The sequence below is a fragment of the Limnobacter sp. genome, from assembly GCF_046297615.1.
Lineage (GTDB): Bacteria > Pseudomonadota > Gammaproteobacteria > Burkholderiales > Burkholderiaceae_B > Limnobacter.
This window is the reverse complement of sequence record NZ_JBKBHM010000004.1, coordinates 209,453-233,380: the sequence shown is the minus strand read 5'-3', so window position 1 is coordinate 233,380 and position 23,928 is coordinate 209,453. Positions and strand designations below refer to the sequence as shown.

The following is a 23,928-nucleotide window of genomic DNA, read 5'->3' as shown; positions in this document are numbered from 1 at the left end:
TCAGGGTTGCGACAGGTTGAGTTGTTCAATGCCCAAGGCACGGGCTGCATCCACCACCAAGTCGCTTTGGCGGGTCAGGTTGTTGATCAGCCGTTTGATGGACTGGGGCCCGGGGCCTTCGGGGTCACCGATGATCTGTTGGTCAAAGGGCGCTTGTATCGCACTGGCCAAGGCGACGGATTCTTCCATGGTGCTGCGCACCTGAGCTTCAAGCGCAGGGTTGACTGCCGCCAGCAGGGAAGACACTGCGGGCACCGTCACAGCCTGCCCGCTTCGGGTGCGGTAGTGCCCCGTCCACACATTGAGCATGCCCAAGGCGTCGCTGACTGCGTCACGGTGGGTGTTGTCTGAGAAGCAGGACTGTTCGTCTTCTTGATCCTGACTGAACATCGCCACTTCCAACCGTTCACCGGCCAGTTCCCCGCGTGACAGGGCGCCCAGCCCGATCAGGATTTTTCGAAGTGACTCGCGCCCGCCACGCACAAAACTTTGGCGATAGTTGTTGCGCCGTTCAGGCTGCCAGGCTTGGTGCAAGGCGGTCAGGTCAGCCACCAAGAGGGCAGTGACCTCTTTCAGGTAACGCGCCCGGCGTTCCGCATTGTTGCCCTGGCCTTTGATGTAATCCGTGTGTGGTCGGTCCCCGGCACCATCGGCGCGAAGGTCCTGGCCCCACAGCAGAAATTCAATGGCATGCCAGCCGGTGGCCACGTTTTCTTCGCCGCCGCGTTCGTTGCTGCGCACCAGAGCAGCCCGGTTGATGGTGAAGCGTGGGTTGTTGATCAGGCCCGCATTGGGTTTGCCTTGCACGTAGTCCACATACGACTCATCCATCGGCCAAGCATTCATGCGGCCTTCAGGGCCGTTTTCACCGTCGATCGGCCCGCCATAAAAGCGGAATGCTTCAGTTTGTCCGTAGTATTCCCGGGCCTGTTTCCACGCCACTCGGGCGGCCTCCAGCCCCTCGGCGCTGGGGGTTTTCAGAAATTCATTGATGCGGTTTTGCAAGGCCACAGCGGCGTCCAGCGTGTCTTTGTAGCCCAATTGAACCAGGTCGCTGTAGCCATTGAGCACTTGAGGCAAGTCGAGCGGTCGCGTGTCGGCCCAAGTGGGGCTGGTCCATCCCAACAGCAGGCTGAGGGCCAGCCCGTTCAGTGCCCTCACGAGTCGGCCCGACGGTGCGAGTGCCTGTTGTGATAACCGGAAAAAGCCCATGGCGTGTTACTCCTTCAAACCATTTCTCACCTATTATAATGATAATAAGTCTCATTATTGGTGGTTGCTGTGGTGAAAAGTCGGGCAGTGTTGTTTGCGGGTTTGTCGTTGTTGATCGGGTTCAGTGGCCTACCGGCCTTGGCCCAGCAGGGCCCCGCCCCTTACATGGAGCCCAGCCTCCTGTTGGAGTTGAGTCAGCAACGGCAAGGTGTTGCTGGCGATCAGTTGAAGCAGGCCTTGCTGCAATTCACCGAGGTGTTGGGCGAGCGTTGCGAGGCTGCGCCAGACACTGTGTTGGTCCGGTTTCGCAGCGCCTTGTCGGCGTGGGGTGCGTTGAATGCCATGCAGACGGGTTTTGTATTGGATGGTGAGTTGTCCAAGCGACTGGGTTTCCTGCCGGTACGCCCCGCCCAGATTGAACGTGCTGTTGCTGCCGGTACACCACTGGTGAATGTGGGTGTCACAGCCAAGGGTTTTGGTGCGCTGGAGTGGTTGGTGGTCAGGGGTAAGCTGGGCTCTGCGCCAGCAGAGTGCCTGTATGCCCGCCAGGTGCTTGATGAAATGTTGGCACAACTGGACAAGGCCCGCAGCCTTCAAAAGCCCGCGCAGTTTACTCAAGCCGACCTGGACCTGTACGCCAACCAATTGATGGGCAGCGTGCAGACACTGGCCTGGGCTTACCTTGAAAAACCGTTGGAGCAGGCGCGCGATGGCGTGCGCAACCCGGGGGTGTATGGTGCTTCAGGCTCGCAGTGGGTGTGGCTGAAGGCCACGTGGGCGGGGGTCAGCCCTCAAGTGGATGACCTCACCAGTTTTCTGGCCGGGCAGGGCAAGCTACAGATTGCTGATCAATTGGCAGCCCAACGTGACAAAGTGAATCAGGCACTGTTGAGCAGTGCGCCACCCAACGAAGCGGGCCTGCGTTTGCTGGCCAATCACCTTAAGTTGCTGCATCAACAACTGCAGAACATCGTGGTGAACGACTTGAAGGTGTCGATCCGGTTTTCTTCATCCGATGGTGATTGATCATGAACCGCCGCTTGTTCTGCGCATCGCTCGCGGTGTTGGGTTTGCCGCTATGCCCTTTGTGGGCTGGGCAAAGCACTGTGCCGGTGTGGGGCACATGGCGCAACACCATCGATGGCCGTTATATGGCCGGGCTGCTGCAGGTGAACCCAGGCAGCGGTGCCGTATTGGTGGACGAAGGCCACCAGTTGCCTTTGCCGGGCCGTGCCCACGGTTTGGCCAAAGGGTCGGATGGCAGCCTGTGGATAGCCGCCCGCAGGCCCGGTGACTGGCTGATTCGCTGGCAGCCTGCCAGTGGTGCAACCCAGCGTTTGTGGTTTGAACCGGATGTGGCCTTGAATGGCCATGTGTGCTGTGCCCCCCAGCGGCACGCCATCGCGTTGACAGCCACCAACCATGAAACAGGCGAGGGCAGCATCAAGTGGTATGACGAACACACCTTGGACAGCCAACCCGCATGGCCAACCCATGGCATTGAGCCCCATGCCATGTTGCTGTTGCCCAGCTTGCCCGCGGTAAGCACTCGGCCTGTTTTGGTGGTGGCCAATGGGGGCTTGCTGCAAAAGCCGGAAACTGGCCGGGCCAGAGTGCCGGGCAGCGTGGTGGATTCGTCCCTGTGTGCTTTTGATTTGGAGACAGGCAGTTTGCTGCGCCGCTGGGCTTTGCAAGATCGGCACCTCAGCCTTCGTCACCTCGCTTTCAATACGACAACCTGTGAATTGGGCGTGGCGTTGCAGGCGCATTCAGACGACATGGCCGTTAACCACTATTCACCCCTGCTGGCTGTAGTGGCCCAAGGAAAGCTGAGTCTGGTTCAAGGCACTGCCGGTTTTCAGGGCTATGCCGGCGACATCACTGCATGCGCCAGCGGGTTTGCTGTGGCGGCCACTCAGGCCTCGCGCTTGTTGGTGGTGAACGGGGGGCAATTGACTCGGGTTGTGGACGCGCCGCAGGTGTGTGCACTGGCGCAACCTGCCGGGCAACTGCTGGCAGGTGTGCAGCAGGCGGACAGCCTTTCGCTTGAATTGGACAATCACTGGGTGTCGGTTCAGGGTTGAATCAAGGCCATTGGTTTGACACGAAAACAGTTGTACTCTAAAGTGATGACACTTGTCATCAAATAAGGAAATGCCATGTCTGTTCGCCCAGTCACCGACGCTGAACACGCCCCGATTCCCCTGGGGGCGGATGGGCAGGTGCCCACCTTGCCGAATCGGGTGTTCATCACGGGCGCCAACGGTTTTATTGGCCGTGCGCTGATGAACCGCTACCAGTCCCTGGGGGTTCAGGTGTGCGGCATGGACTTGCACGCCGATGAAGCCCGCGAGGTGGTTGCAGGGGACATTGCCACACCGGGTGAATGGATGGCCCACGCCAAGGGCTGTGATTTGTTTATTCACACCGCTGCCGTGGTGTCCTTGTCAGCCGGGTGGGACGATTACCGCCGCATCTCGGTGCGTGGTGTGCGCAATGCGCTGGATGCTGCCGTGGCCGGTGGTGCGCAGCGCTTTGTTCATTTTTCCTCCATCGCAGCCTTGGGCCATGACTACGCAGACGGTGCCAACGAGCAAACGCCGGTGGTGATTGGTGAAGCCTACCGATACGGCGTGGCCAAGGGGGCCAGCGAGCATGTGGTGTTGGCTGCGCATGCCGCAGGGGAAGTGGCGTGTACCATCATTCGCCCGGGCGATGTGTACGGGCCAGGTTCACGCGCATGGGTGCTGGAGCCCTATACGATGGCCAAGAAGCGGCGGCTGATGCTGCCCGCGTGGGGAGAGGGTATTTTCACGCCGGTGTACATCGACGACTTGCTCGATGGCATGGTGCTGGCTGCCGGTCTTGAAGCGGGTTCAGGCCAGGTGTTCATTCTTTGGGGCAACGAGCCCGTGCGCTGCAAAGATTTTTTCGCCAACCACTGGCAGTGGGCTGGCCGCAAAGGCGCTCCCCCATCCATGCCCACAGGGCTTGCGCTGTGGCTGACCGGCATTGTGTGGCGCGTCAACCGCGCATTGGGCATTCAGGATGAGGCAGCACCCGACACCATGTTGATGTTCAGCCGAAAAGGTGGCTACTCGCCGGACAAGGCGCGGCGCTTGTTGGGGTATCAGCCCAGGGTCAAACTCGATGAGGGATTGCGCCGTTCCCACCAGTGGCTAAAAACGATTGGGGTGTGCTAAGGGTCTGACGCCGCGCTTGGAACATGGACGAAGCGAGAGTCTTGGGTTTACACTACTGTACATAGTGTAAATAAAAAGGTCGATTCTGCCCCATGCCCAAGCGCCCACAGCGAGCAGTGCCCACCGATCGAGAACCCAGCGCAGCCCAACAGGCCGCCCTTGAGGCTATGCCCCAAGACCGCCCTGTGTTGATGCAGGTGTTTTGGGCTTGGGCCGAAGGTGCCGCCATTCCACCCGGGTTGACCAGTTGCCTGAACCGGGCCAAACCCGCCGGTTGTGCCGTGTTGACGGTGGCCCGTTGCGACACTCATTTCATTGGGCAAGCTGAGCAGCAGTGGCACACTGTGGTGGTGGTGTCGGCGCGGTCGGCGAAAGCCTTGCTGGCATGGGTGGGCAGTAGCGAGTTCAGCAAAGTCTCTGCCCAAGCCGTGGCGGTGCAGGCCTTGGTGGCTTCACAACCGCGCCAGTTGATGCAACGGGTCATGGGCCTGACGCGTTGGGTGATGTCCAAGTTGCCAGCGCCCTCGGCCAACCGCCCAATTCCGTCTGAAGCCATTTCAGGCGGTGTGAACCCAACACCTGAACAGTTAGAGGCTTTCAAGGCGTGCCCGCAAAACACGCGCATTCACATGTTCAATCTCTTGAAGTTTGCAGCACAGGTGAACAACCCCCTCACTGGAAAGCCCACCACTGGCAAACGCCTGTATGGGGAACGTTATGCGCCCGTGGCGGCGCAATGTATTTTCAGGCTGGGTGGCCGCATTGTGGCCATGGGGCGTTATCGCCTGACCTTGATCGGCGCGCAGGGAGAGCCTCAGCCACACGCTTGGGATGAACTGGTGGTGGCCGAGTACCCCGGCCGTTCCGCCTTTCTGCGCATGCTGTCCAACTCGGTTTACCAGCGGGCGGTGTTGCACCGTGAGGTGGGCCTCCAAAAAACCCAACTCCATGCGTCTACCCCCCTTCAAACCCCCTAATTGAGGGATTCTTCGCCCTCTGACCCGCCCATCGGTTCTTGAGCCAATCGCTACAGTGAGTCAATCAGGCCGCCTTCGTCCGCGGCGCTGCTTTCATTGTCATTTGGTTTTTGAATCGGGGGCAACCCATGAAGAATTCACCGACGGGGCCATGGCCCTTTGTTCACCTGCTGGCTGCGCTTGTGCTGGTGCTGGCTGCACCACTGGGCCGTGCGGCCACCACCACTGGAACCTTGAATGTGTCGGCGGTGGTGTCTGACTACTGCGAGTTGGGCACCAGTTCGGTCAGCCTGAACCTGGGCAGTTACACCCCGGCAGCAGACAGTTCGCAAAGCACGGTGATTCAGGTGCGTTGCACCCTGGGAACCAGCTACAACGTGGGTTTGGGGCTGGGCACCTATGTCAGCGGCAGCACCCGGCGTTTGCGCCATGCCACCGACAACACGGTGTACATGAACTATGAGCTGTACCAAAGTGATGGCACCACCGTGTGGCAGGCCCCGGGCCAAGCCGGTGTGGTGTCGGGAACCGGCACGGGCTTAAGCCAAAACCTGACTGTGGTTGGAAAAATTCCCTCTGCGCAGTGGAGTGTCAAGCAAGGCAACTACAGCGATTCCGTGGTCATCACGGTCACCTTTCCTTAAGCGTTGGGCGGCAACATGCGCACGCAACGTTCGATGGGCCTGGAGCTGGTTTGGGCGCTGGTGTTCGGCCTGATTGGCCCCGGTGCTGCCCATGCATTTGGCATCTCCGTGGCCCCCACAGCCATTTTGCTCAATCCCAAAACAGGGTTTGCCCATCTGGAGTTGAGCAACCAAAGCAACCTCACACGCCGCTTCACGGTTGAGGCGGCTGACCCGCAGCAAACCGCCTGCTACCGGGTGTCGCCCCGGCAAATCAGTCTGCCGCCTGATGGCTCGCAAGTCGTTCGGCTTCAATACACCTGCAAGATGGAGGACATTCAGGAGAACAGCCTGTTGTACTTCACCGAGTTGCCTGCTGACCCTCAGGCGGGTGCCACGCCAGTGCAACTGCAATTCCGTTTGCGGCTAGGGCTGAAGGTGAAAACCCAGCAGTCCACCTTGGGCACGTTGTTCTAACCGTGTTCAACACACACCACCATGCGTGCACGCCCCGCCCGTTTGACCAACAGCCTGCTGATGGGGCTGCTGATGTGCCATGGGGCTGTGCGCGCCTCGCCGCTCAGTGAAGGCGACATCATTCAGATTCGTTATCTGGATGGTGCAGTGAACACGCTGGAGGCAAGGCAAGTCACGCAAGCCCAGGCGGGTGAATGCGGTGTGCTGCCGCACAAGCTGGATGCGGTGGATGGCCGAAGTTGGTGTGGGCAATTCCATGCAGACCGTTTGGAGTTTGAAATCAAGGAGCAGGCCAGGCGAGTCAGCCAAAGCTATGGCAACGCCAGCCTGGAAGGCTTTGACCTGCCCAGCCCCAGAACAGCCGTGTTGAATTACGAGTGGCTGGCTGGTGGCCCCAACGGCCGCTTGAATGCCGACCTCACCGCCAATCAACGCCCAGGGCTGCAATACACCGTCAGCCAGAATGGCAGCATCAGCCAGGCGTACGTCAACCTCTACAGGCTGGATGCCGAGCAGTTCGGTTACAGCAATTCTGTGGCCATTCGTCAATGGCGGGTCGGTCAACTGGTGACTGATTCAGGCCCCTTGGCATCGGCCGTGGGGCAGGGGGTGGAATGGCGCAAGTCATCGCGCTTGGCCCAAAACAATGTGCAGGTGTTCAGTGGCCGCTTGGTGTCGGACACTGAACTGACCGTGCTGGTGAACAACCAGCCCCGCGTTACTTTGCCGGTGCAGGCGGGCGATGTCAGCATCTACAACGTGCCTTTGGTGGAAGGGAACAACCAAGTGGTTGTGATTTACCGAAATGAGAAAGGCGAGTTGGTGCAGGTGAACCGCAATGTGTTCTTCAGCCAAGCCTTGCAGCCCAAAGGGCGCTGGGAAGGCGCAGCCGGTGTTTACCGTGACGCCCGGTTGGACTATTGGGCTGCCCAAGCCCATGCCGAGCGTGGCGTCACTGAGCGGTTGACTGTTCAGGTGGGGGCGCGGGTGAATTTGGGGCAGGCGCAGGTGATGGCCCCGGTGGGTGCCAGCCTGCCCATGAAACAGATCAACCCGGTGGAGTTGGCCATGTCGGCAAGAAGCTTGGTGGGCGGTGGTTTTCTGAGCGCGGGTTTCCAAACCGAGACGGCTTACGGCCCCGGTATTCAGCGGGTGGCTTATGCGCATGGCAGCCAACTGGCCTACCTTGAAAAGGCCTTGGGGCCTGCCAAAGCAGGCGTGTCTTTTGACCCTTCCTGGTTGTTCTCCGGCCACGCGCCCACGGGGCCAGATTCTGCCTACAGTGGCTGGCGTGTGGGCTTCATGAAGGCTTTGGATGGGCCCGAGCAGGAAACCAGCGTTTCGCGCTTTTTTCGCACGGACCTGTATCGTGGTGGTTACCTGAGCCTGTTTTGCAAAGCAGGCCGCGACAGCCAGAGTGTCAGCCTTCAGTTCTGCGGGGTGAACGCCAACATGGCGCTGGATTCTCGAGGCTTCAGCGCATCCAACCCGCTGTTGGGAGGGTTGTCGTATTCCAAGGCCAGCGCAGGCAGCGGCACGGGTGCGCCTGCAGGTCAGGAATCCTTGAATGGCTTTCTTCAAACCCGGGACAGCTTTGCGCTGGTGTCTGGGCCATTGAGTTACGCACGCACGCGGCATGATTTTGAACATGTCACTTTGGGTGGGCAGGTGGACAGCACCGGTCAACTGTTGGGTTCCATGTCGGGTGTGGTTGGGCTGGATTATGGTGACCAGCCGAAGGTGCTGGGTTTCTTGCCCAGAACCTTGTCGCGACCTGCTGAAGTGTTGGTTGCACTGGACGGTTTGAAGCCTGCAACCGAACTGGGTTTCGATGCGGTTCAAACCCGAATCAACGGTGTAGTCAGCCGCAACAACCTGAACCCCGGTGCCCTGATCGGCCAACACAACCAGATTCTGGTGAACCCAGAGTCTGTGGACATGGACAATGAGATGGGGCCCGTGCGCCTGAAGGCATCCCCTGCCTTGGGCGGCATTTACAAGGTGGATGGCCGTGCGCATTAGTCGATTCAGCCTGATGTTGGCCCTGTGCACCGCCTGTTGGTGGGCAACGCCCTCGCAGGCTGTCACGCTGGTTGGGGGCTGTTCCTTCACGCTCACGTCCTACCCCACGGTGTTGTACAGCGTGCCCTTGGCTTCAGCGGCCCAGGCCAGCCGGGTGGTGATTGATTGCAGTGGAGTGTTGACGCTGCTGTCGTCCAAATCCTGGAGCATTCAATACGGCACCGGTGGTTCTGGCAACCAGACTGCCCGCAGCATGGTGCATGCCACAGACACCAGCAGTCGTTTGGGTTACAGCTTGCGCACCAGCAGCAGCCCATCGTCCAGCATGCTTGGCAATGGCAGTGGGGGTACAGTCACACAAAGCGGCACCCTGCAGTGCGTGGTGTCCATATTGTCCAGCTGTGCATCCACCACGCAGGATGCGTTCATTCACATTCCTGCATCGCAGTTTGTCAGGGCGGGCAATTACTCGGATTCGGTGGTGGTCACCGTTACGGTGAATTGATTTGACAAGACAAAGGCGGGCAGACTACGTTAATTGTGAAACCGTTGAATGGATGGCGATCACCATGCAAGTGTTGGACTGGTTTGATTTTGAAGCGGCGTCAAAGTCATTCACTTTTGACCGCAAAACTTATCTGAAGTTTTTGTTCGCCATGGTGCATCAGGGCCGCGGTCTCTGTGACCAAGCGGTCACGGAATTCAACAGCGGCCGCCATCTGGTTGCTGCGCGCCACCTGCACACGTTGATTGGCAGCGCATCCAGCCTGGCATTGCCCCTTATCCACGATGTGGGCCGGGAAGCTGAAGCAGCTTGCGAATCGGCGCAGGCGCAGGCCTTCACCGAGGCGTTGGACCGCCTGAGAAGTCTGTTGAATGAGCTGGAGCTTGCATTGACCCGGATTGCTCCGTCTGCATAAGCCGGTTCAGCAATTTGATGGCATCCGTCTGAAACAGGGGTTTCTCCAGAAAATCAGTCATGCCTGCTTCCAGCCCCCTGCATTGACAACTCTGCAGGGGCTCGGAGGTCAGCGCGATGATGGGCGTGGGCAACAGCCCCGTGTTCTTCTCGATCGCCCTGATCAACCCCGTGGCCGCGAAGCCATCCATGACCGGCATCTGACAATCCATCAACACCATGCGGTATCGCTTCTGAAGAAACTTGTGCACGGCTGAAAGACCGTTCTCGGCCGTGTCCACCTCGCACCCGAAGAAGGCGAGGTGACTGCAGGCCACAGAACGCGCAATTTCATTGTCTTCAACGATCAGCACCGTGATCGGCTCTTCCTGGGTGTTGGGTGGATTGTCTTCGCACATGGTCGTCAGGTCACTCTTTCATGCTGAGTTCTACCGCTTGTTTGCCGTACACCCGTTCCGCCAGTCGCCTGGCTTCCTGAAACTTGGTGCTGGCTTCTCTTCCATTGTGGGCGTCTAGCCTCACGAAGGCCTCGCGGACATGGGCCTTGATGGTTTCCGGGCTCAGGCTCACAATTCGAGCCGCCTCTTTGACGGAATTGCCTTTGGACAGCAAATCGATGATGGCAGCCTGTTTCGAGGTGAGCGGTTTGCGCCCAGGCAATTGGATCAGGCTTTGGCAGGGGCGGCGGTCCCGTTCGGAAATCAGCCCGCAGCTGCCCTGCATCAGGCAGCCGTGCACTTTTTCCAGCACCTGCCTGAAGGTGGTGTTCTTGCACAGGTACACGGCGCCGGCTGCTTCAACCCGTTCAACGATGGCGGGCGAGTTCAGTGCGGTGAAGACGAACCGCCTTGCATGCGCAAACATGCTGTTGACGACATCGAGCACATACTCGGGGGTGACGCCGGGCATCATCAGGTCGGTCAGCACGATGTCGTATTCAAGCCGGTCAATGTTGACCAGGTCGGCGGGGGAGTCGATGTACCGGATCTCTGTCAAATCCAGCATTGATGTGAAGATTTCTTCCGCAATCATTGCGGTCAAGGGATGGTCTTCGATGATGAGAAGCTTGGCCATGGCATTTCCTGTTGTCAGAATATTGGACTTGGTTCGCGAGTGTGTTCAAGCGTGTTGTTCTTCTGGAAAATTCGTGCCAGTTTGTCTGCGGTTAAGGGTTTGGAAAGCACATGATCGAAATCGGTGATGTCGATGTTGGCCAGTTGGGAGTCTGTCAGCGCGGTTACGCCAATGCAGACAGGTTGTGGGTTCAAGTCCATGGTGCGCACATGCACCATGAATTCATTGCCACTCATTTCCGGCATACACAGGTCACAGATGATCATGTCCACTTGCAGGCTGCCGGAATCCAGTGTGCTCAGCGCCATCACAGGGCGCTCAAACACCTCAACTTCGGCACCCAATGCGTTCAGGGTCTCCTTCGTAATCATGAGGTTCAAGGGGTTGTCATCCACATACACAATTTTTTTGCCTTGCAATTCTTCATGCACGCCCAGTAAACCTTGGTTTTCTTGCCCGTGGCTCAGGCTGTCTGCCAGGCATTCTGAGGTGTGCAGCTGAAAATCGACAGCAAACGAGAAACGTGTGCCTTTGTCAGGGGCACTGCGTATGGTCAGGCGGCTGCCCATCAAATCAAGAATGCGATGCACCACATGCAGCCCCAAACCGGTTCCTCCGTAGCGGCGTGCCACACTGCGGTCGCCTTGCACATAGGGCAGGGTGACCTGTTGGATCAGGTCTTTGTCGATGCCCGCACCGGTGTCTTGCACTGCAAAGTGTACGGAGACGCGCGAGCTGCTGACCTTGCCAACAAACACTTGTAGCGAGACCGAGCCATATTCGGGTGTGAACTTGAGAGCATTGGACAGCAGGTTGATCAGAATCTGTTGCAGGCGAAGCGGGTCGCCAAGCACCAGGCCACAATGGCCACCGAGTATGCTCGCTTCCAGATAGATGTGTTTCTGTTCAGCCTTCACCCGGAACATCTCCTTCGTGTCCCGAACAATCTGGTCCAGGTCCATGGGAATGCATTCCAGTTCAAGTGCAGCGAAATCGGCTTTCTTTAAATCCAGCGTGTTGTTCAAGGTCAGCAGGGCTGTTTCAAGTGCCATGGTTTGCATGTTCATCAAGGCCTGTGCACGTTCACCCAGCTCAATTTTCGAAAACTCATCGGCCAGGGCCTGCATCACATACAGAGGGTTGCGAACTTCATGGCTCAAAATGCCGACCAATTCTTCCGCATTGTTTTTTTGCGCATTCACCGTGGACAGGTAAATTCGCTGAAATACAAAGGCCACCACCAGCCAAGCCACCAGGCCAATACTCAGGCTTAATGCCAAAGTGAGTGCAAGCCCTTTCCATGAGAACAGATGCTGGTTGAGGCTTTCCACGCTGGGTTCCACAGTAACCGTGAAGCGCCCATTCTGGTAATTGAATTGATGCATAACCCCCAGAGCCTGGGCCAGCGTGCTGCCTTGTCCATCCGGGGTGTGAGTGCCTTGGTACAACTTGGACAGGCCTTGCCAGTCGGTGTACAGAATCTTCACATCAGTGCCTGATTCCACTCGGTACAGGTCGATGGCTTCAATGAACAACGCTGGGTCGATGTTGACTTTCAAGATGCCCGCCACAGACCCTGCTTGGGTGCCTGTTGTGCCGGGCGCCTGTACGAGGGACAACACAGACAGCACACCCTGCGCAAGCTCTGTTTGGCCCACGGTCAGGTGTGTACGGCTGACAGAGTGGGTGTTGGTGTCCATCAAGCCGTGAACGGTGTAGGGGTCGCCGGTTGATTCATTGTTGCCTTGTGCATTCAGGGCCACCAAGTAATTGGCCAGTTCCTTGGACAAATCCCCGGTCAGCGTGGGCGCTTGGTTTTTTCCCTGTTGAATGGCCAGCAGTTGCCCCGGCACATCATTCCAGAGGTTGTCCAACGTGGATTCCACATAGAAATACTGGTCGTCCGGCAGTGGGTGAATTGCCCTCAAGGTTTGTCCGAGGGCTTCTGTTTTCTTCACCGCTCCATCCATCAACGCTCGGATTCTTGACTCCATCAGTACGGCCATGGAGGTGTGTCGTTGGTCCAGTTCATCCACGGCTTTCAGGTAACGAACTGCACCCAAAATCAAGCACAAGGTGGTGACCAGCAGGCCGATGGTTTTGGCCCATGCGGCTACGGTGAGTGTGGCGTTCGGTCGAAGTGATACTCCACTCAGATACGCTTCGATTCTCCGAAACACGGTTTGAAACACGTTCATCCTCCCCCGCTGCCACTCGCTTATCAATTTAGATTAATGAATCTAAATGTTCCATTACCCATATGTGTAATCCTTACGTAAAAGGCTGTGTTTTACCAGTGGTAGATACCCCTTAGTTTGAAAAATAATTGCCGTAAGTATTTGAAATAAAATGAACAGTATGTAGCAGGGTGTGTTGTGTGAACAAATGTGTTCTTTTCTAGTCTGGGCAAGGGCTTAAAGAAATCTACTGACAAATTTAGATTGTTAAATGAGTTTAAAAATCATCAGGGCTGTCTCCTGAATCATTGACTTTGCTCTGTGTGAGTACCGGCATTCATCGGTTTGTCAATTGCGTCATTCGAATTCAAACCTTCAGATTTACCCCTCTTTTCTTTCGTTTCCTGATCACTGGATTTTTTAATCTAGGTCAAATTGTTAATGAGAAATCGATCTTCTAATTAACAAAAAGACTGACATCCCCGTGCAGGAGAATCCGCAATGCCCTTGGTGAAAAAATCAAACCCCGTTCGCGACAGTGTGTCTCACGATGTTGTGTCTCCCAACATTCAACGCGAGGCAGAAGCGCAGCGGCGCAAGGCGCGCACCTTGGCCAAGAAGCAGCAAGCGGCTGAGCGTATTGCCAGTGCCACCAGCCAATTGTCTAGTGGCATCAATGAAGCGTCATCCGCTTCGGAAGAGTTGAAGCGCGCATCCGACCAGATCGCCGCCAGTGCCGAGGAAGCGTCCGGGGCTGCGCAGCAGTCGCTACAGGCCATTCATGTGCTGTCCGGGAACATTCAAAAACAGCTCGAGAATGCGCAGGACGCGCAAGTTCGTGGCCAGAACCTTCAAACCCTGTCCGGCAAAATCACTGTGGACGTGCTCAATACTGTCACCAGTATTGAAGTTGCTTCACATCGCCAAGCCGCGAGTGTGGACATGGTGGCTGAACTGGAACGCCAGGCCTCCAACATCGGTGAAATTGTGAAAGCGGTGGCCCGCATTGCCGACCAGACGAACCTGTTGGCTTTGAATGCCGCGATTGAAGCAGCCCGTGCCGGCAAACATGGCAAGGGCTTTGCGGTGGTGGCCGATGAGGTAAGAACCCTGGCCGAAACGTCGGAGAAAAGTGCGCGTGACATTCAAAGTCTGGTGACGCAGATTCAGGGCGAGGTGCAGGTGATTGCCAATGGCATCAACCAGTCGGCACAAACCATTTTGGAAGAAGCCGGGCGGGGTAAAGTGGTTGTTGATCAGTTGAAAATCATTCAACAGGACAGCCAATTGATTGTGGACGGGGCTTCAGAAATTCTGGTGGCTGCTGAGCAATCATCGCGTTCGTCCCAGCAGGCTTTGGCCGCAGCAGAGGCCATTGCTGCCGCGGCTGAAGAGCAGAGCAGTGCCACTGAAGAATCAGCCAAGACAGTCAATGAGCAGACCATTGCCCTGTCTCAGGCCGAACAGACTGCGGCTAGCCTTTCGGAAATCGCCGATGACCTGCGCACCAGCAGTGACATTGCCAAGAGTGCTGAGGATGTGGCCTCGGCGGCCGAAGAGCTCAGTTCAGCCGTGCAGGAAATCACGCGGGCATCGGCGCAGATCATGGTGGCCATCGAACAGATTCGCAAAGGGGCACAAAGCCAGGCCGCCGCCAGTGCTGAAAGTGCGGCAGCTTTGGGACAGATTGAAAAAGGCATTGAGCTGTCGGCGAGTCGTGCCAAGTTGGCGCTGGACAAATCGACCGTCATGAAAGATTTGTTGTCCGAGAACAAACGCGGGATAGCGGGCTTGATCAGCGGCATTGAACTGTCCTTGAAAACAACCCGTGAAAGCATCGCCCAAATCAAAGCGCTGGAAATGGTGTCACGCCGCATTGACAAGATTGTGGACAGTATCACCACCGTGTCCATTCAGACCAATATGTTGGCCGTCAATGGTGCTGTGGAAGCGGCGCGCGCAGGGGAGTTTGGCAAAGGGTTCGTGGTGGTGGCCACTGACATCCGGAACCTGGCCCATGACTCCGCAGAAAACGCTGACCGTATCAAGGACATGGTGCGGTCCATTCAGGAGCAGATCGGCACTGTGGCCCGCGACCTTCAGGACATCTCGGCCTCAGCGTCCGGCGAAATCGACAAGACCAAGGCCATCAGCAGCAATCTGGAGTTGATTGAAGGCGACGTTCTGGTGCTGCAGCGTGGCAATCAGGAGGTGTTGACACTGGCCGACCAGATGGTGGCCGCAGTGTCCGAAGTCAAAGTGGGTGTGGATCAAGTGGCTTCTGCCGCATCCGAGGCCGAGAAATCCGCCACGGAATCTGCCGCAGCCGCGCGGCAGCAATCCCAGGGCGCCGATGAATTGTCGGCCGCCATTGAGGAAATTGCATCGCTGGCTGATGAACTGCAGAGCTCTTGATTCCAAACCCACTGTGGAGTGTTGCCATGAATTCCAATGACGACATCGTTGCGGAGCAGGACCCCGTGCAACAGGACGGTCACCAGATCGTGACGTTTTACCTCAATGAACAACGATTTGCTGTACCGATGAGTGCTGTTCAGGAAATTGTGCGCCTGCCCGCCACGGTGAAGGTGCCCTTGTCCAGCAGCCACCTGTGCGGCTTGGCCAACTTGCGTGGCCGGGTGCTGCCCGTGTTCCAATGCCGCACCATGATGGGCATGTTGCCCCGAGAGGCGGATGAGTCCTCGCGGGTGCTGGTACTCAGCCTTCAAAGCCCGGTGGGTATTGTGGTGGACAGGGTGCATGCGGTGATGAGTGTCAACGAATCCGAGCTGGAAGCACTGGACCAGCAGGAGCACATTGAGTACTCCGAGTGGTTGAGCGCAGTGGTTCGCCACCAAGATGGCCTGATTCTCATTCTGGACACTGTGAAGCTGATGCAGGCCCATGCAAGCGCTGCCAACACCGCACAGCATGCCCATGCTGCCAGTGTCAACCTCGGCAGTCAGCATGCAGAGGCCGAGGCTGACGATGTGGACACCGATGAATTGCAGTTGGTGAGCTTTGAGGTTCAGGGCCAGGAATATGCCGCCCCGATCGCCAGGGTGCAGGAGATTCTCCAAGTGCCCACTGTGGTCACCAGTATTCCCAATGCGCCGCAGGGTGTGTTGGGGGTGATGGAACTGAGGTCACGCCTGTTGCCCTTGGTCAGCCTGCGTTCAATTTTCTCTTTACCTGAGCAGGCGCTGGAAGAAAGTCACCGGGTGGTGGTGTTGCAGACTTCACCCCGCCATTCGGTGGGCGTGGTGATGGACCGCGTCAACGAAGTCATTCGTGTGCCCCGTCAAGTGGTGGAAGAGGTGCCCTCCCTGTTTTCAACCGGTGGGCAGGTTCGACACCTCAGTGGCATCTGCCGTCTGGACCAGGGCAAACGGTTGGTGTCGGTGCTGGACGTGGACTCCCTGTTGGGCCACGCCGAAGTGTGCCTCAGCGACAGTGCGGCGAATGTGGCTGACACCAATCAGAGCGACGAAGGAAACCTGGACATGAGTGACGACAGCAACCCCGATGACAACCAGGTGGTGGTGTTTATTCTGGGTGATGAAGAATTTGGGGTGAACATTCACAGCGTGCAGGAAATTGTGCGTGTGCCCGAACGTTTGACCACCATACCCCAAGCCCCCGAATCGCTGGAAGGTATCATCAACCTGCGGGGCACTGTGCTGCCGGTGATTGATCAACGCCGCCGCATGGGCATTGCCAGTGGTGAGCGCACCGACCGCCAACGCATCATGGTGTATCTGGTGGACGGTGTACGCACCGGCTTCATTGTGGATGCCGTAACTGAAGTGTTGCGTCTGGAATCCCGCTTCATTGCGGACACCCCAGCTGACGGTTTGCATTCCGCCGAATTGCTGCCCAAAGTGGCCAACTTGCTGGACAGCAAACGCATGATTCTCTTGATTGATCCTCAAGCCCTGATGAATGGCCCTGAACGCCAGTGGCTGAAATCACAGTCTGGCTTTGCAGGGGTGCAGCCCAGTGTACAGGCCACGGACAGCACTCCGGCCGAATCATTCACACCTGTTGATGATGGTGGTCAGGCGTGGACTGAGCCTGCACGGGAAATGGTGTGAGGTGACCGATGGCGATTGGAGGGTTGGCCCGCAGTGTCGGTCATGGCCATGCACCTGTGCGTGTGCTGGTGGTCGATGACTCCGCATTAATGCGCAAGCTGCTGGTCGAAATGTTGAACAGTGAAGGCGGCTTTGAAGTGCAGACGGCACCCAATGGCTTGGAGGCTTTGAAAAAAGCGGATCAGTTCAACCCGGATGTGATTACGCTGGACATCAACATGCCCGAGATGGACGGCTTGACTGCATTGTCCATGTTGATGGCCAAACGCCCAACGCCTGTGGTCATGGTGTCGTCGTTGACCGAGAAGGGGGCCATGGCCACTTTCGAGGCTTTGGCCTTGGGGGCGGTCGACTTCATCGCAAAACCCAACGGCACCATTTCATTGTCCATCGACAAGGTTCGTGACCAGCTCATCCAGAAAGTCAGGTCTGTCGCGTGCAGCCGACTGGCTTTCAAGCAAACCCGCCCGCCCAAAGTGGTGTGCGCGCCAAACCCCGCACCTGTTAAAAGCGAACCGGTGAATCATGAACCGGTTAGCCGCGGTTTACCGTACCGGGCCCACGGTGTGGTGCTTGTTGGGGTGTCCACTGGCGGTCCGCGGGCACTGGAAGACATTCTGCCTTTGTTACCCGCCAGCTTTCCTTGGCCGGTGGTGGTGGCCCAACACATGCCCGCCACCTTCACGGAAGCCTTTGCGCGGCGCTTGGATGGCCTGTGTGCCCTGAAGGTGTGTGAGGTGAATGCCCCCATGCCCTTGCGTGCTGGTCATGTTTACATCGGTAAAGGCGGCAGTGATGTGGTGATCCGGGAACGCGCTGGCCAGGTCATGGTGTTACCCATCCCCGAGTCCAGCAGTTTTCTGTGGCACCCCAGTGTCGAGGCGCTGTTGTTGAGTGCCAGTAAAACCTTCAAGCCCAACCAGTGCATCGGGGTCATGTTGACAGGCATGGGCTATGACGGAGCACAAGCCATGACGGCGCTGAAACAGCAGGGGGCGAGAACCATTGCTGAAAGCGAGGAAACCGCCACGGTGTTTGGCATGCCCGGTGAATTGGTGAGGCGACAAGGTGCCAGCACCGTATTGCCGGTTCAAAAAATTGCGCAACAAATCATCAACTGGGTTGAAAAAAGGGAGAACTGAACATGGGTTTGATCAAAGCGGCTACCCAGAATCCGCAAACCCCCGTGGCCAATGAACCCGAGGATGTCTGGATGTTGATTCACAGCTTGAGCGACACCGACAGTGAGCTGCGCCGCATGGCCGCGCGCGACCTCGGTGGCGTCGAACTAGCAGTTCCGGCCTTGGCTGAACAACTTGGGCAGGAGCGCCAGCGTGATGTGGCCGAGGCCATGTTGGCCGCGCTGGGCAAGACCGGTTCCGAAGATGCCGTGGCTGCGCTGATTGAACTGTTGCGCAGCAATGACGCATGGTTGCGCAATGAAACCATTGAGGTGCTCAAAGGCATGCCCCAGGCGATTGGTACTCACATGGCCCGTTTGTTGAAGGACCCTGACCCGGACGTGCGCATCTTCGCCGTCAACGTGCTGGAAAGCCTGCGACACCCGCAGGTGGTGCCTTGGCTGGTTCAGGTGATTGAGCAGGATGCGCATGTGAATGTCTGCGCCACTGCGCTGGATTTGCTGGCAGAAACAGGTGATGAGTCATGCCTGTCTGCCTTGGACAGCGTGCAGCAACGGTTCTCCGATGAGCCCTATCTGCAGTTTGTCGCCAAGATAGCCCGTGACCGGATTCTGGAATCGAAGGGCGGGAAGTCATGAGCACACTGAGCAAAGCCGTGATCACTGACGACGACTTCCAGAAATTTCGGGAGTACTTCTACCGAAAGACCGGCATTCATTTCGACGACACCAAGCGCTATTTTGTAGACAAGCGTCTGCAAGAACGCATTGAGCAAACTGATTCTGCCGACTTTCGAGACTACTTCGTCATGTTGCGTTTTCAGGCGCAGGGCGATGAGCTTCAAAAACTCATCAACATCATGACGGTCAACGAAACCTATTTTTTTCGCGAGGAATACCACTTCGCCTGCATGGTCAAGGCCATGCTGCCGGAGTTGGTCAAACGCAAGGCCCCGGGCGAACCCATTCGCATTTGGTCTGTGCCTTGCTCATCCGGGGAAGAGCCCTATTCGATAGCGATTTACCTTCAGGAATACTGGCCTGACATTGCCCAATACGATGTTGAAATTTTTGCCTCAGACATCGACACCACCATACTCGACCAAGCCAGACGAGGGCAGTTCAGCCGCCGATCGGTTCAGAATTTGCCCCCTCCATTGCTGGAGAAGTATTTCACCCCTGCCCAAGGTGGCCAGCACTTCGACCTGAAAGACGACTTGCGTGGGTGTATCGACTTCGCGCGCGTGAATGTGACTGAAGCCTCAGACACACGCCGATTTCGCAAAGTGGACCTGATTTTCTGCAGAAACCTGCTGATCTATTTTGACGACCATTCCCGGCGCCTGGCAGCCGAGGCGTTTTACGACGCCATGTCCCCAGGTGGATTCATCTGCCTCGGGCACTCTGAGTCCATGAGCCGCATCAGCGGGCTGTTCAAGGTGCGCAAATTCACCGATGCCATCGTGTATCAAAAACCCTTGACCGGGGAGAAGGTTCAATCATGAAACGCGTATTGATAGTTGACGACGCCGCCACTGTTCGGATGTATCACAAGGGTGTGCTCAACGCTGCCGGGTATGAGACCGATGAAGCGATCAATGGCCTCGAAGCGCTGGAGAAAGCCTCAGGACAGGCCTTTGACCTGTATGTGGTTGATGTGAACATGCCCAAGATGGATGGCTACAGCTTCATTCGAACGTTGCGTCAATCGCCCCACATTCGACAGGCCCCAGCCATGATGGTCAGCACCGAGGCTGGCGAGCAGGACGAGGTACAGGCGTACAAAGCCGGTGCCAACTTGTACGTGGTCAAGCCCGTGAAGCCTGAGCAATTGGTGCAATGTGCCGAGCTGCTGATGGGCGCGGAGCACTGACATGAATGCCTTACAAAGCCAGTTTGTGCAGGAGGCCCGGGAACTGCTGGAGGGCATTGGCAGCGCCCTGTTGCAGTTTGAACGTAACCCGGCCGACACCGAGAACCTCAATAATCTGTTCAGATTGGTGCACACCCTCAAGGGAAACACTGGCCTGTTTGAGGAACTGCGGCCATTGACCCGAGTGCTTCACGCTGCCGAAGATGCGATGGACGAACTTCGGGAAGGCCGTCGACAATTCACTCTGTCGGATTCTGACCTGTTGTTGGATTGTCTGGATTTGGTATCCGGTGCCTTGGACCATTGGGAACAGGGCCAATACACCGAAGACAGCATTGCCAAACGCAGCGACGCCTTGGCTGCCGGTATTCGTGCCTCGGGCCATGCATTGGCCACACCCGCTGATTCGAATGGCTCAGCCCCCACGCCCCCGAACAACGACTCGACAGGCGAGGCACAGCCCGCTTGGGTGAAGGCCGTATTGATGCAGGTGGGCGAGGTGTTGCAGCCGCTGGTGCTGGCGAAATACACCCCGGAGCCAGAATGCTTCTTCAAGGGGGAAGACCCGGTTCAACTGGCCAGCACGGTGCCGGGGCTTCAGTACTTCAGGATTAAAGCCACCGGTTCACCACATGATGATGTGTATCAGTGTCATCTTGAAATCGTTCTGAGTTCGACTGCGCCATTGCACGAGGTGAAGCGCGTGTTTGAATGTGTGCCCGAGCAATTGGACACGCGGGTACTTGAGCCTGCTGAACAACCTGCACTGGACAGCACACGCCGAATGATGGCGCAGCGAATCTGGACGGCACAGGCCACCATGCTGGCCTTGGGGGGACTTGAGGCAGGTTGGCAGGCCAGGGCACAAGCGGCTGCGCAGTCGGTCAGCGGCCTGGCTTCTTCCTTGGGCCGACCGGCCTGGCACACCCAAGTGCAAGAGGCCCTCAGGCTGAGCATGGCGGAAGATGATTTGCAGCCCATGCTCAATTGCCTTGGTACCTTGCCTGCCGAATTGAATGACGGGCAGGACATACCGTTGGTGAACGGTCCTGCGTTGGCCCTCAACCCAACAACCACAACCGCCGCTACAACCGCAGCAACCACGAATGCGGCTGACTCAAATGCTGCGGAGCCTGATCGCCACAACAACACCATGCTGAAGGTGTCCCGAGAAAAGGTGGACCGCCTGATGGAGTTGATCGGTGAAATGGTGGTGGCGAAAAATGCCTTGCCCTACCTCGCCGACAAGGCGGAACAGCAGTTTGGCGTCAGGGAGTTGGCCCGAGAGTTGAAGGCGCACTACGGGGTGATCAACCGCATTGCTGAGGACATGCAGGACGCGATCATGCAAGTGCGCATGTTGCCGGTGGGCAGTGTGTTTCAGCGCTTTCCCCGGCTGGTTCGTGACCTGTCCAGAAAACTGGGCAAGAAGGTGCGCCTGGATATCAGCGGTGAGGACACTGAGGCCGACAAGAACATGATTGAAGCGCTCAGCGAGCCCTTGATTCATGTGTTGCGCAACAGCCTGGACCATGGTGTAGAACCGCCGGAGGACCGACTGGCGGCAGGCAAGTCGGAGGAAGGGCTGATCAGCATCAGTGCATGGCAGGAAGGTGACCGTGTTCATATCCGCGTGGCAGATGACGGCGCTGGCATTGACCCCCACCGCGTGAAGCTCAAAGCCCTTGAGCGTGGGTTGTTGCCTGCCGAGCGGCTTGAAGCCATGACGGAAGCTGAACTTCAGCAACTGGTGTTCATGCCCGGGTTTTCTACAGCACGCACCGTGTCGGATGTGTCAGGCCGTGGGGTGGGTATGGACGTGGTGCGCAGCGCGATCGCACGGGTCAATGGCCAAATGACCCTTCGGTCCGATTACGGATTGGGCACCGAATTGGTGTTGAGCTTGCCACTGACCATGGCGGTGAGCAATGTGATGATGGTGCGCGCAGACCAACAGATTTTCGGCGTGCCCATGGATGTGGTGGTCGAAACCGTGAGGGTGCCCAAAGCCTCGGTTCACGCCATACAAAGCCAGCGCGCCACGGTGTTGCGCGGCAAGGTGATTCCCCTGTTTGACTTGCATGCATTGCTGGGGCTGGACAGTGAGCCTGTGTTGAATGAAGAAGGCGAACTGGCCGTGTTGGTGGTGCGTGCGGGGGACAGCACCGTGGGCGTGGTGGTGGACGATTTTGAGTCCACGGTGGACATTCTGCTTCGGCCCTTGGAAGGGGTGCTGGCGGACTTGAACCAATACAGCGGTTCAGCCTTGCTGGGTGACGGCACCGTGTTGTTGATTTTGAATTTTGCGGAGGTGCTGGCATGCCAGTCACATTGAATGAAAGTGCATTGCGCATCGAATTGAACGGTGCGTGCAGTGTGGAAGAAGCGGAAACCTTGAAGGAATTGCTGGACCAACACCCGGACTACCCGGTTGACGCCGGCGCCTGCGAATACATGCACACCGCAGTGGTGCAGGTGTTGGTGGTCAATAAGCCCCGCTGGCATGCCTGGCCCAAACCGCCGCACTTGCGCCAAGCCTTGCAGCATATTTTCAGTGGTGAATCTGCCCTTTGAACAGGGGTGGTCACCATGAAGCCCAATCAGTAGTTCATTAAGCAACGGAACAACGATCATGAAATCAATCATGCTGATCGACGACTCAGCCACCATGCTGATGAGTTTGAGACAAACGCTGGAAATGTCCGGCTTCAAGGTAGAGACCGCCTCCGACGGTGCCCAGGCCTTGGACAAGCTCAAAACAATCCCCAAGCCCGACCTCATCATCACCGACATCAACATGCCGAACATGAATGGCATTGAGTTCATTCGCCACGCCCGGCAACTGTTGCGCTTCACACCCATACTCACCTTGACGACTGAATCCCAACAAAGCCGGCGTGAAGAGGCCAAAAAGCTGGGGGCCACAGGTTGGTTGGTCAAACCCGTGGGTGGTCAGGATCTGATCCGCATTATTCGGCAAGTACTGCCCAATGTTTGAACAGGAATGACACCATGGGAACACTGCAATGGTGGTGGACAGTTGGCGTGACGGCAGCTGTGTGCAGCGCTGCGAGTTGGTGGGTGGTTCATCGCATGGGCCGCAGGCAGCAACAGTGGTCCATAGAACAGGCTCGGCAACACCATTTGGGTTGGGGCGAAACCCTCGCGCGCCACGCGGCAGATGTCAAGCGATTCAACGATGTGCTGCGTGGCCATCTGGGCTCAGTCAAACGCGAAAGTGAGGAAAGTGCCCTGCGTATCATGGGGCATCTGGGGCAGGCCCATCAATGGACGATTCAATTGCTGGACAGCACCCAGGCGGCTTTGAAAAGCACCGCGTTGTGGATTGAAAAATCCTCCCAACGCATGGAAGAACAGGCCGTGATGATGCTGCAGCTTGAACGCGTGAATGACAACACAGAGGCCCGTAACGCGCTGGAACGCAGTTGGCTTAAAGACCTGACGACCATGGTGGGCGACTTGCTGCCCATGGTGGGCATGGTGGAGACGATTGCACGCCAAACCAATATGCTGGCCTTGAATGCCAGCATTGAAGCTGCGCGTGCCGGCGATGCGGGGCGTGGGTTTTCTGTGGTGGCTGACAACGTGTTTCACTTGTCAGGCAAAGCCTCGGAGGCGGCCAACACCATTCGCGGTGCCATCAACGCCGTGTCGGCCAACATTCAGCGACAGGCAGGCCAAGCGATGGTGAAATTGGACGAGGACCAAACGCACAGCCAGATGGCCGAGTTTTCCGAGAAGGTGCGTGCCTTGGGGCAACAGTTCTCGGAATTGTTGAACCAAACCCAGGGTGTCAGCAACGACCTTCAAGGCTTGCTGGACCAATTGCGTGGGTCCATTGCCGATGCCTTGGGCGATATGCAGACGCAGGACATTATTCGCCAGCAACTGGAGCATGTGGAATCTGCCCTGGACATGCTGGACAGCCATATTCTTCAATGGGATGAGCAACTGGGCCAAACCCCTGACCGTCCTGATTTGTTGCCCGATCTGGGCCAGAAAATGGATGATCTCTACGCGCGTTATGTGATGCATCAACAGCGCAATGCCCACCTGCTGGCCGTTGGGCAAGCCCCTGATGAAACAGGCCTGCCCCGGGTTGAACTGTTCTGAGT

At 57.4% G+C, this 23,928-nt stretch carries 23 protein-coding genes; 19 read left to right on the top strand and 4 right to left on the bottom strand.

Annotation, left to right across the window (positions count from 1 at the left end; translation table 11 throughout):
* A complete protein-coding gene (locus ACK4FF_RS10175) occupies positions 1-1,161 on the bottom strand; it encodes an imelysin family protein (protein ID WP_409708397.1) in 1,161 nt (386 codons plus the stop codon).
* A 123-nt stretch (positions 1,162-1,284) separates the two neighbouring features.
* On the opposite strand from ACK4FF_RS10175, the gene ACK4FF_RS10170 reads away from it, so the two are divergent.
* From ACK4FF_RS10170 to ACK4FF_RS10130, 9 genes are all read left to right on the top strand, one after another.
* A complete protein-coding gene (locus ACK4FF_RS10170; protein WP_409708394.1) occupies positions 1,285-2,238 on the top strand; it encodes a hypothetical protein in 954 nt (317 codons plus the stop codon).
* Between the two features lie 2 nt (positions 2,239-2,240).
* Positions 2,241-3,296 carry a DUF1513 domain-containing protein gene (locus tag ACK4FF_RS10165; RefSeq protein ID WP_409708391.1) on the top strand — a complete coding sequence of 352 codons (1,056 nt, stop codon included), beginning with the start codon at positions 2,241-2,243 and terminating at the stop codon, positions 3,294-3,296.
* 75 nt (positions 3,297-3,371) lie between these two features.
* Positions 3,372-4,415: an NAD-dependent epimerase/dehydratase family protein gene (locus tag ACK4FF_RS10160; RefSeq protein ID WP_409708388.1), complete on the top strand. Its 1,044-nt coding sequence runs from the start codon at positions 3,372-3,374 to the stop codon at positions 4,413-4,415.
* Between the two features lie 92 nt (positions 4,416-4,507).
* Entirely contained in the window at positions 4,508-5,392 is an 885-nt protein-coding gene (locus tag ACK4FF_RS10155; protein WP_409708385.1) for a hypothetical protein, read from the top strand.
* 128 nt (positions 5,393-5,520) lie between these two features.
* A complete protein-coding gene (locus ACK4FF_RS10150; RefSeq protein ID WP_409708383.1) occupies positions 5,521-6,036 on the top strand; it encodes a spore coat U domain-containing protein in 516 nt (171 codons plus the stop codon).
* Between the two features lie 15 nt (positions 6,037-6,051).
* On the top strand, positions 6,052-6,492 hold the full coding sequence (locus tag ACK4FF_RS10145; RefSeq protein ID WP_409708380.1) for a hypothetical protein: 441 nt from the start codon (positions 6,052-6,054) through the stop codon (positions 6,490-6,492).
* Between the two features lie 21 nt (positions 6,493-6,513).
* A complete protein-coding gene (locus ACK4FF_RS10140) occupies positions 6,514-8,514 on the top strand; it encodes a hypothetical protein (RefSeq protein ID WP_409708377.1) in 2,001 nt (666 codons plus the stop codon).
* On the top strand, positions 8,504-9,019 hold the full coding sequence (locus ACK4FF_RS10135) for a spore coat protein U domain-containing protein (RefSeq protein WP_409708374.1): 516 nt from the start codon (positions 8,504-8,506) through the stop codon (positions 9,017-9,019). Before ACK4FF_RS10140 ends, ACK4FF_RS10135 begins: the two co-directional genes overlap by 11 nt.
* Positions 9,020-9,083: 64 nt before the next feature.
* Positions 9,084-9,434, top strand: a complete 351-nt coding sequence (locus tag ACK4FF_RS10130; RefSeq protein ID WP_409708371.1) for an Hpt domain-containing protein — start codon at positions 9,084-9,086, stop codon at positions 9,432-9,434.
* On the opposite strand, the gene ACK4FF_RS10125 is transcribed toward ACK4FF_RS10130, so the two are convergent.
* The 3 genes from ACK4FF_RS10125 to ACK4FF_RS10115 are packed head-to-tail and all read right to left on the bottom strand — an operon-like array spanning position 9,355 to position 12,705.
* Positions 9,355-9,831 (bottom strand): response regulator, encoded by a 477-nt coding sequence (locus tag ACK4FF_RS10125; RefSeq protein WP_409708368.1) that lies wholly within the window; start codon positions 9,829-9,831, stop codon positions 9,355-9,357. The two genes, ACK4FF_RS10130 and ACK4FF_RS10125, sit on opposite strands and share 80 nt — an antisense overlap.
* A 10-nt stretch (positions 9,832-9,841) precedes the next feature.
* Complete coding sequence (locus ACK4FF_RS10120) at positions 9,842-10,507, bottom strand: response regulator transcription factor (RefSeq protein WP_409708365.1); 666 nt, start codon at positions 10,505-10,507, stop codon at positions 9,842-9,844.
* Between the two features lie 14 nt (positions 10,508-10,521).
* The gene (locus tag ACK4FF_RS10115; RefSeq protein WP_409708362.1) at positions 10,522-12,705 is read right to left on the bottom strand and encodes a hybrid sensor histidine kinase/response regulator; all 2,184 of its coding nucleotides are present in this window, start codon (positions 12,703-12,705) and stop codon (positions 10,522-10,524) included.
* A 480-nt stretch (positions 12,706-13,185) separates the two neighbouring features.
* Here ACK4FF_RS10115 and ACK4FF_RS10110 point away from each other — a divergent pair, with 480 nt between their 5' ends.
* Genes ACK4FF_RS10110 through ACK4FF_RS10065 form a run of 10 tightly spaced genes read left to right on the top strand, consistent with a single transcriptional unit; the run spans position 13,186 to position 23,926 of the window.
* A complete protein-coding gene (locus ACK4FF_RS10110; RefSeq protein ID WP_409708359.1) occupies positions 13,186-15,099 on the top strand; it encodes a methyl-accepting chemotaxis protein in 1,914 nt (637 codons plus the stop codon).
* A 26-nt stretch (positions 15,100-15,125) separates the two neighbouring features.
* Positions 15,126-16,778, top strand: coding sequence for a chemotaxis protein CheW (locus tag ACK4FF_RS10105; protein ID WP_409708356.1), 1,653 nt, complete (start codon positions 15,126-15,128; stop codon positions 16,776-16,778).
* Between the two features lie 8 nt (positions 16,779-16,786).
* Positions 16,787-17,920: a chemotaxis response regulator protein-glutamate methylesterase gene (locus tag ACK4FF_RS10100; protein ID WP_409708353.1), complete on the top strand. Its 1,134-nt coding sequence runs from the start codon at positions 16,787-16,789 to the stop codon at positions 17,918-17,920.
* A 2-nt stretch (positions 17,921-17,922) separates the two neighbouring features.
* Positions 17,923-18,558, top strand: coding sequence for a HEAT repeat domain-containing protein (locus tag ACK4FF_RS10095; protein WP_409708350.1), 636 nt, complete (start codon positions 17,923-17,925; stop codon positions 18,556-18,558).
* Positions 18,555-19,424, top strand: coding sequence for a CheR family methyltransferase (locus ACK4FF_RS10090; protein WP_409708347.1), 870 nt, complete (start codon positions 18,555-18,557; stop codon positions 19,422-19,424). The genes ACK4FF_RS10095 and ACK4FF_RS10090 overlap by 4 nt, the downstream gene beginning before the upstream one ends.
* Entirely contained in the window at positions 19,421-19,792 is a 372-nt protein-coding gene (locus ACK4FF_RS10085; RefSeq protein ID WP_409708344.1) for a response regulator, read from the top strand. Before ACK4FF_RS10090 ends, ACK4FF_RS10085 begins: the two co-directional genes overlap by 4 nt.
* A gap of 1 nt (position 19,793) precedes the next feature.
* Entirely contained in the window at positions 19,794-22,127 is a 2,334-nt protein-coding gene (locus ACK4FF_RS10080) for a chemotaxis protein CheW (protein ID WP_409708341.1), read from the top strand.
* On the top strand, positions 22,112-22,366 hold the full coding sequence (locus ACK4FF_RS10075) for a hypothetical protein (RefSeq protein WP_409708338.1): 255 nt from the start codon (positions 22,112-22,114) through the stop codon (positions 22,364-22,366). The genes ACK4FF_RS10080 and ACK4FF_RS10075 overlap by 16 nt, the downstream gene beginning before the upstream one ends.
* Positions 22,367-22,424: 58 nt before the next feature.
* Positions 22,425-22,790 carry a response regulator gene (locus tag ACK4FF_RS10070; RefSeq protein ID WP_409708335.1) on the top strand — a complete coding sequence of 122 codons (366 nt, stop codon included), beginning with the start codon at positions 22,425-22,427 and terminating at the stop codon, positions 22,788-22,790.
* A gap of 14 nt (positions 22,791-22,804) precedes the next feature.
* On the top strand, positions 22,805-23,926 hold the full coding sequence (locus ACK4FF_RS10065; RefSeq protein ID WP_409708332.1) for a methyl-accepting chemotaxis protein: 1,122 nt from the start codon (positions 22,805-22,807) through the stop codon (positions 23,924-23,926).
* Positions 23,927-23,928: the final 2 nt, after the last annotated feature.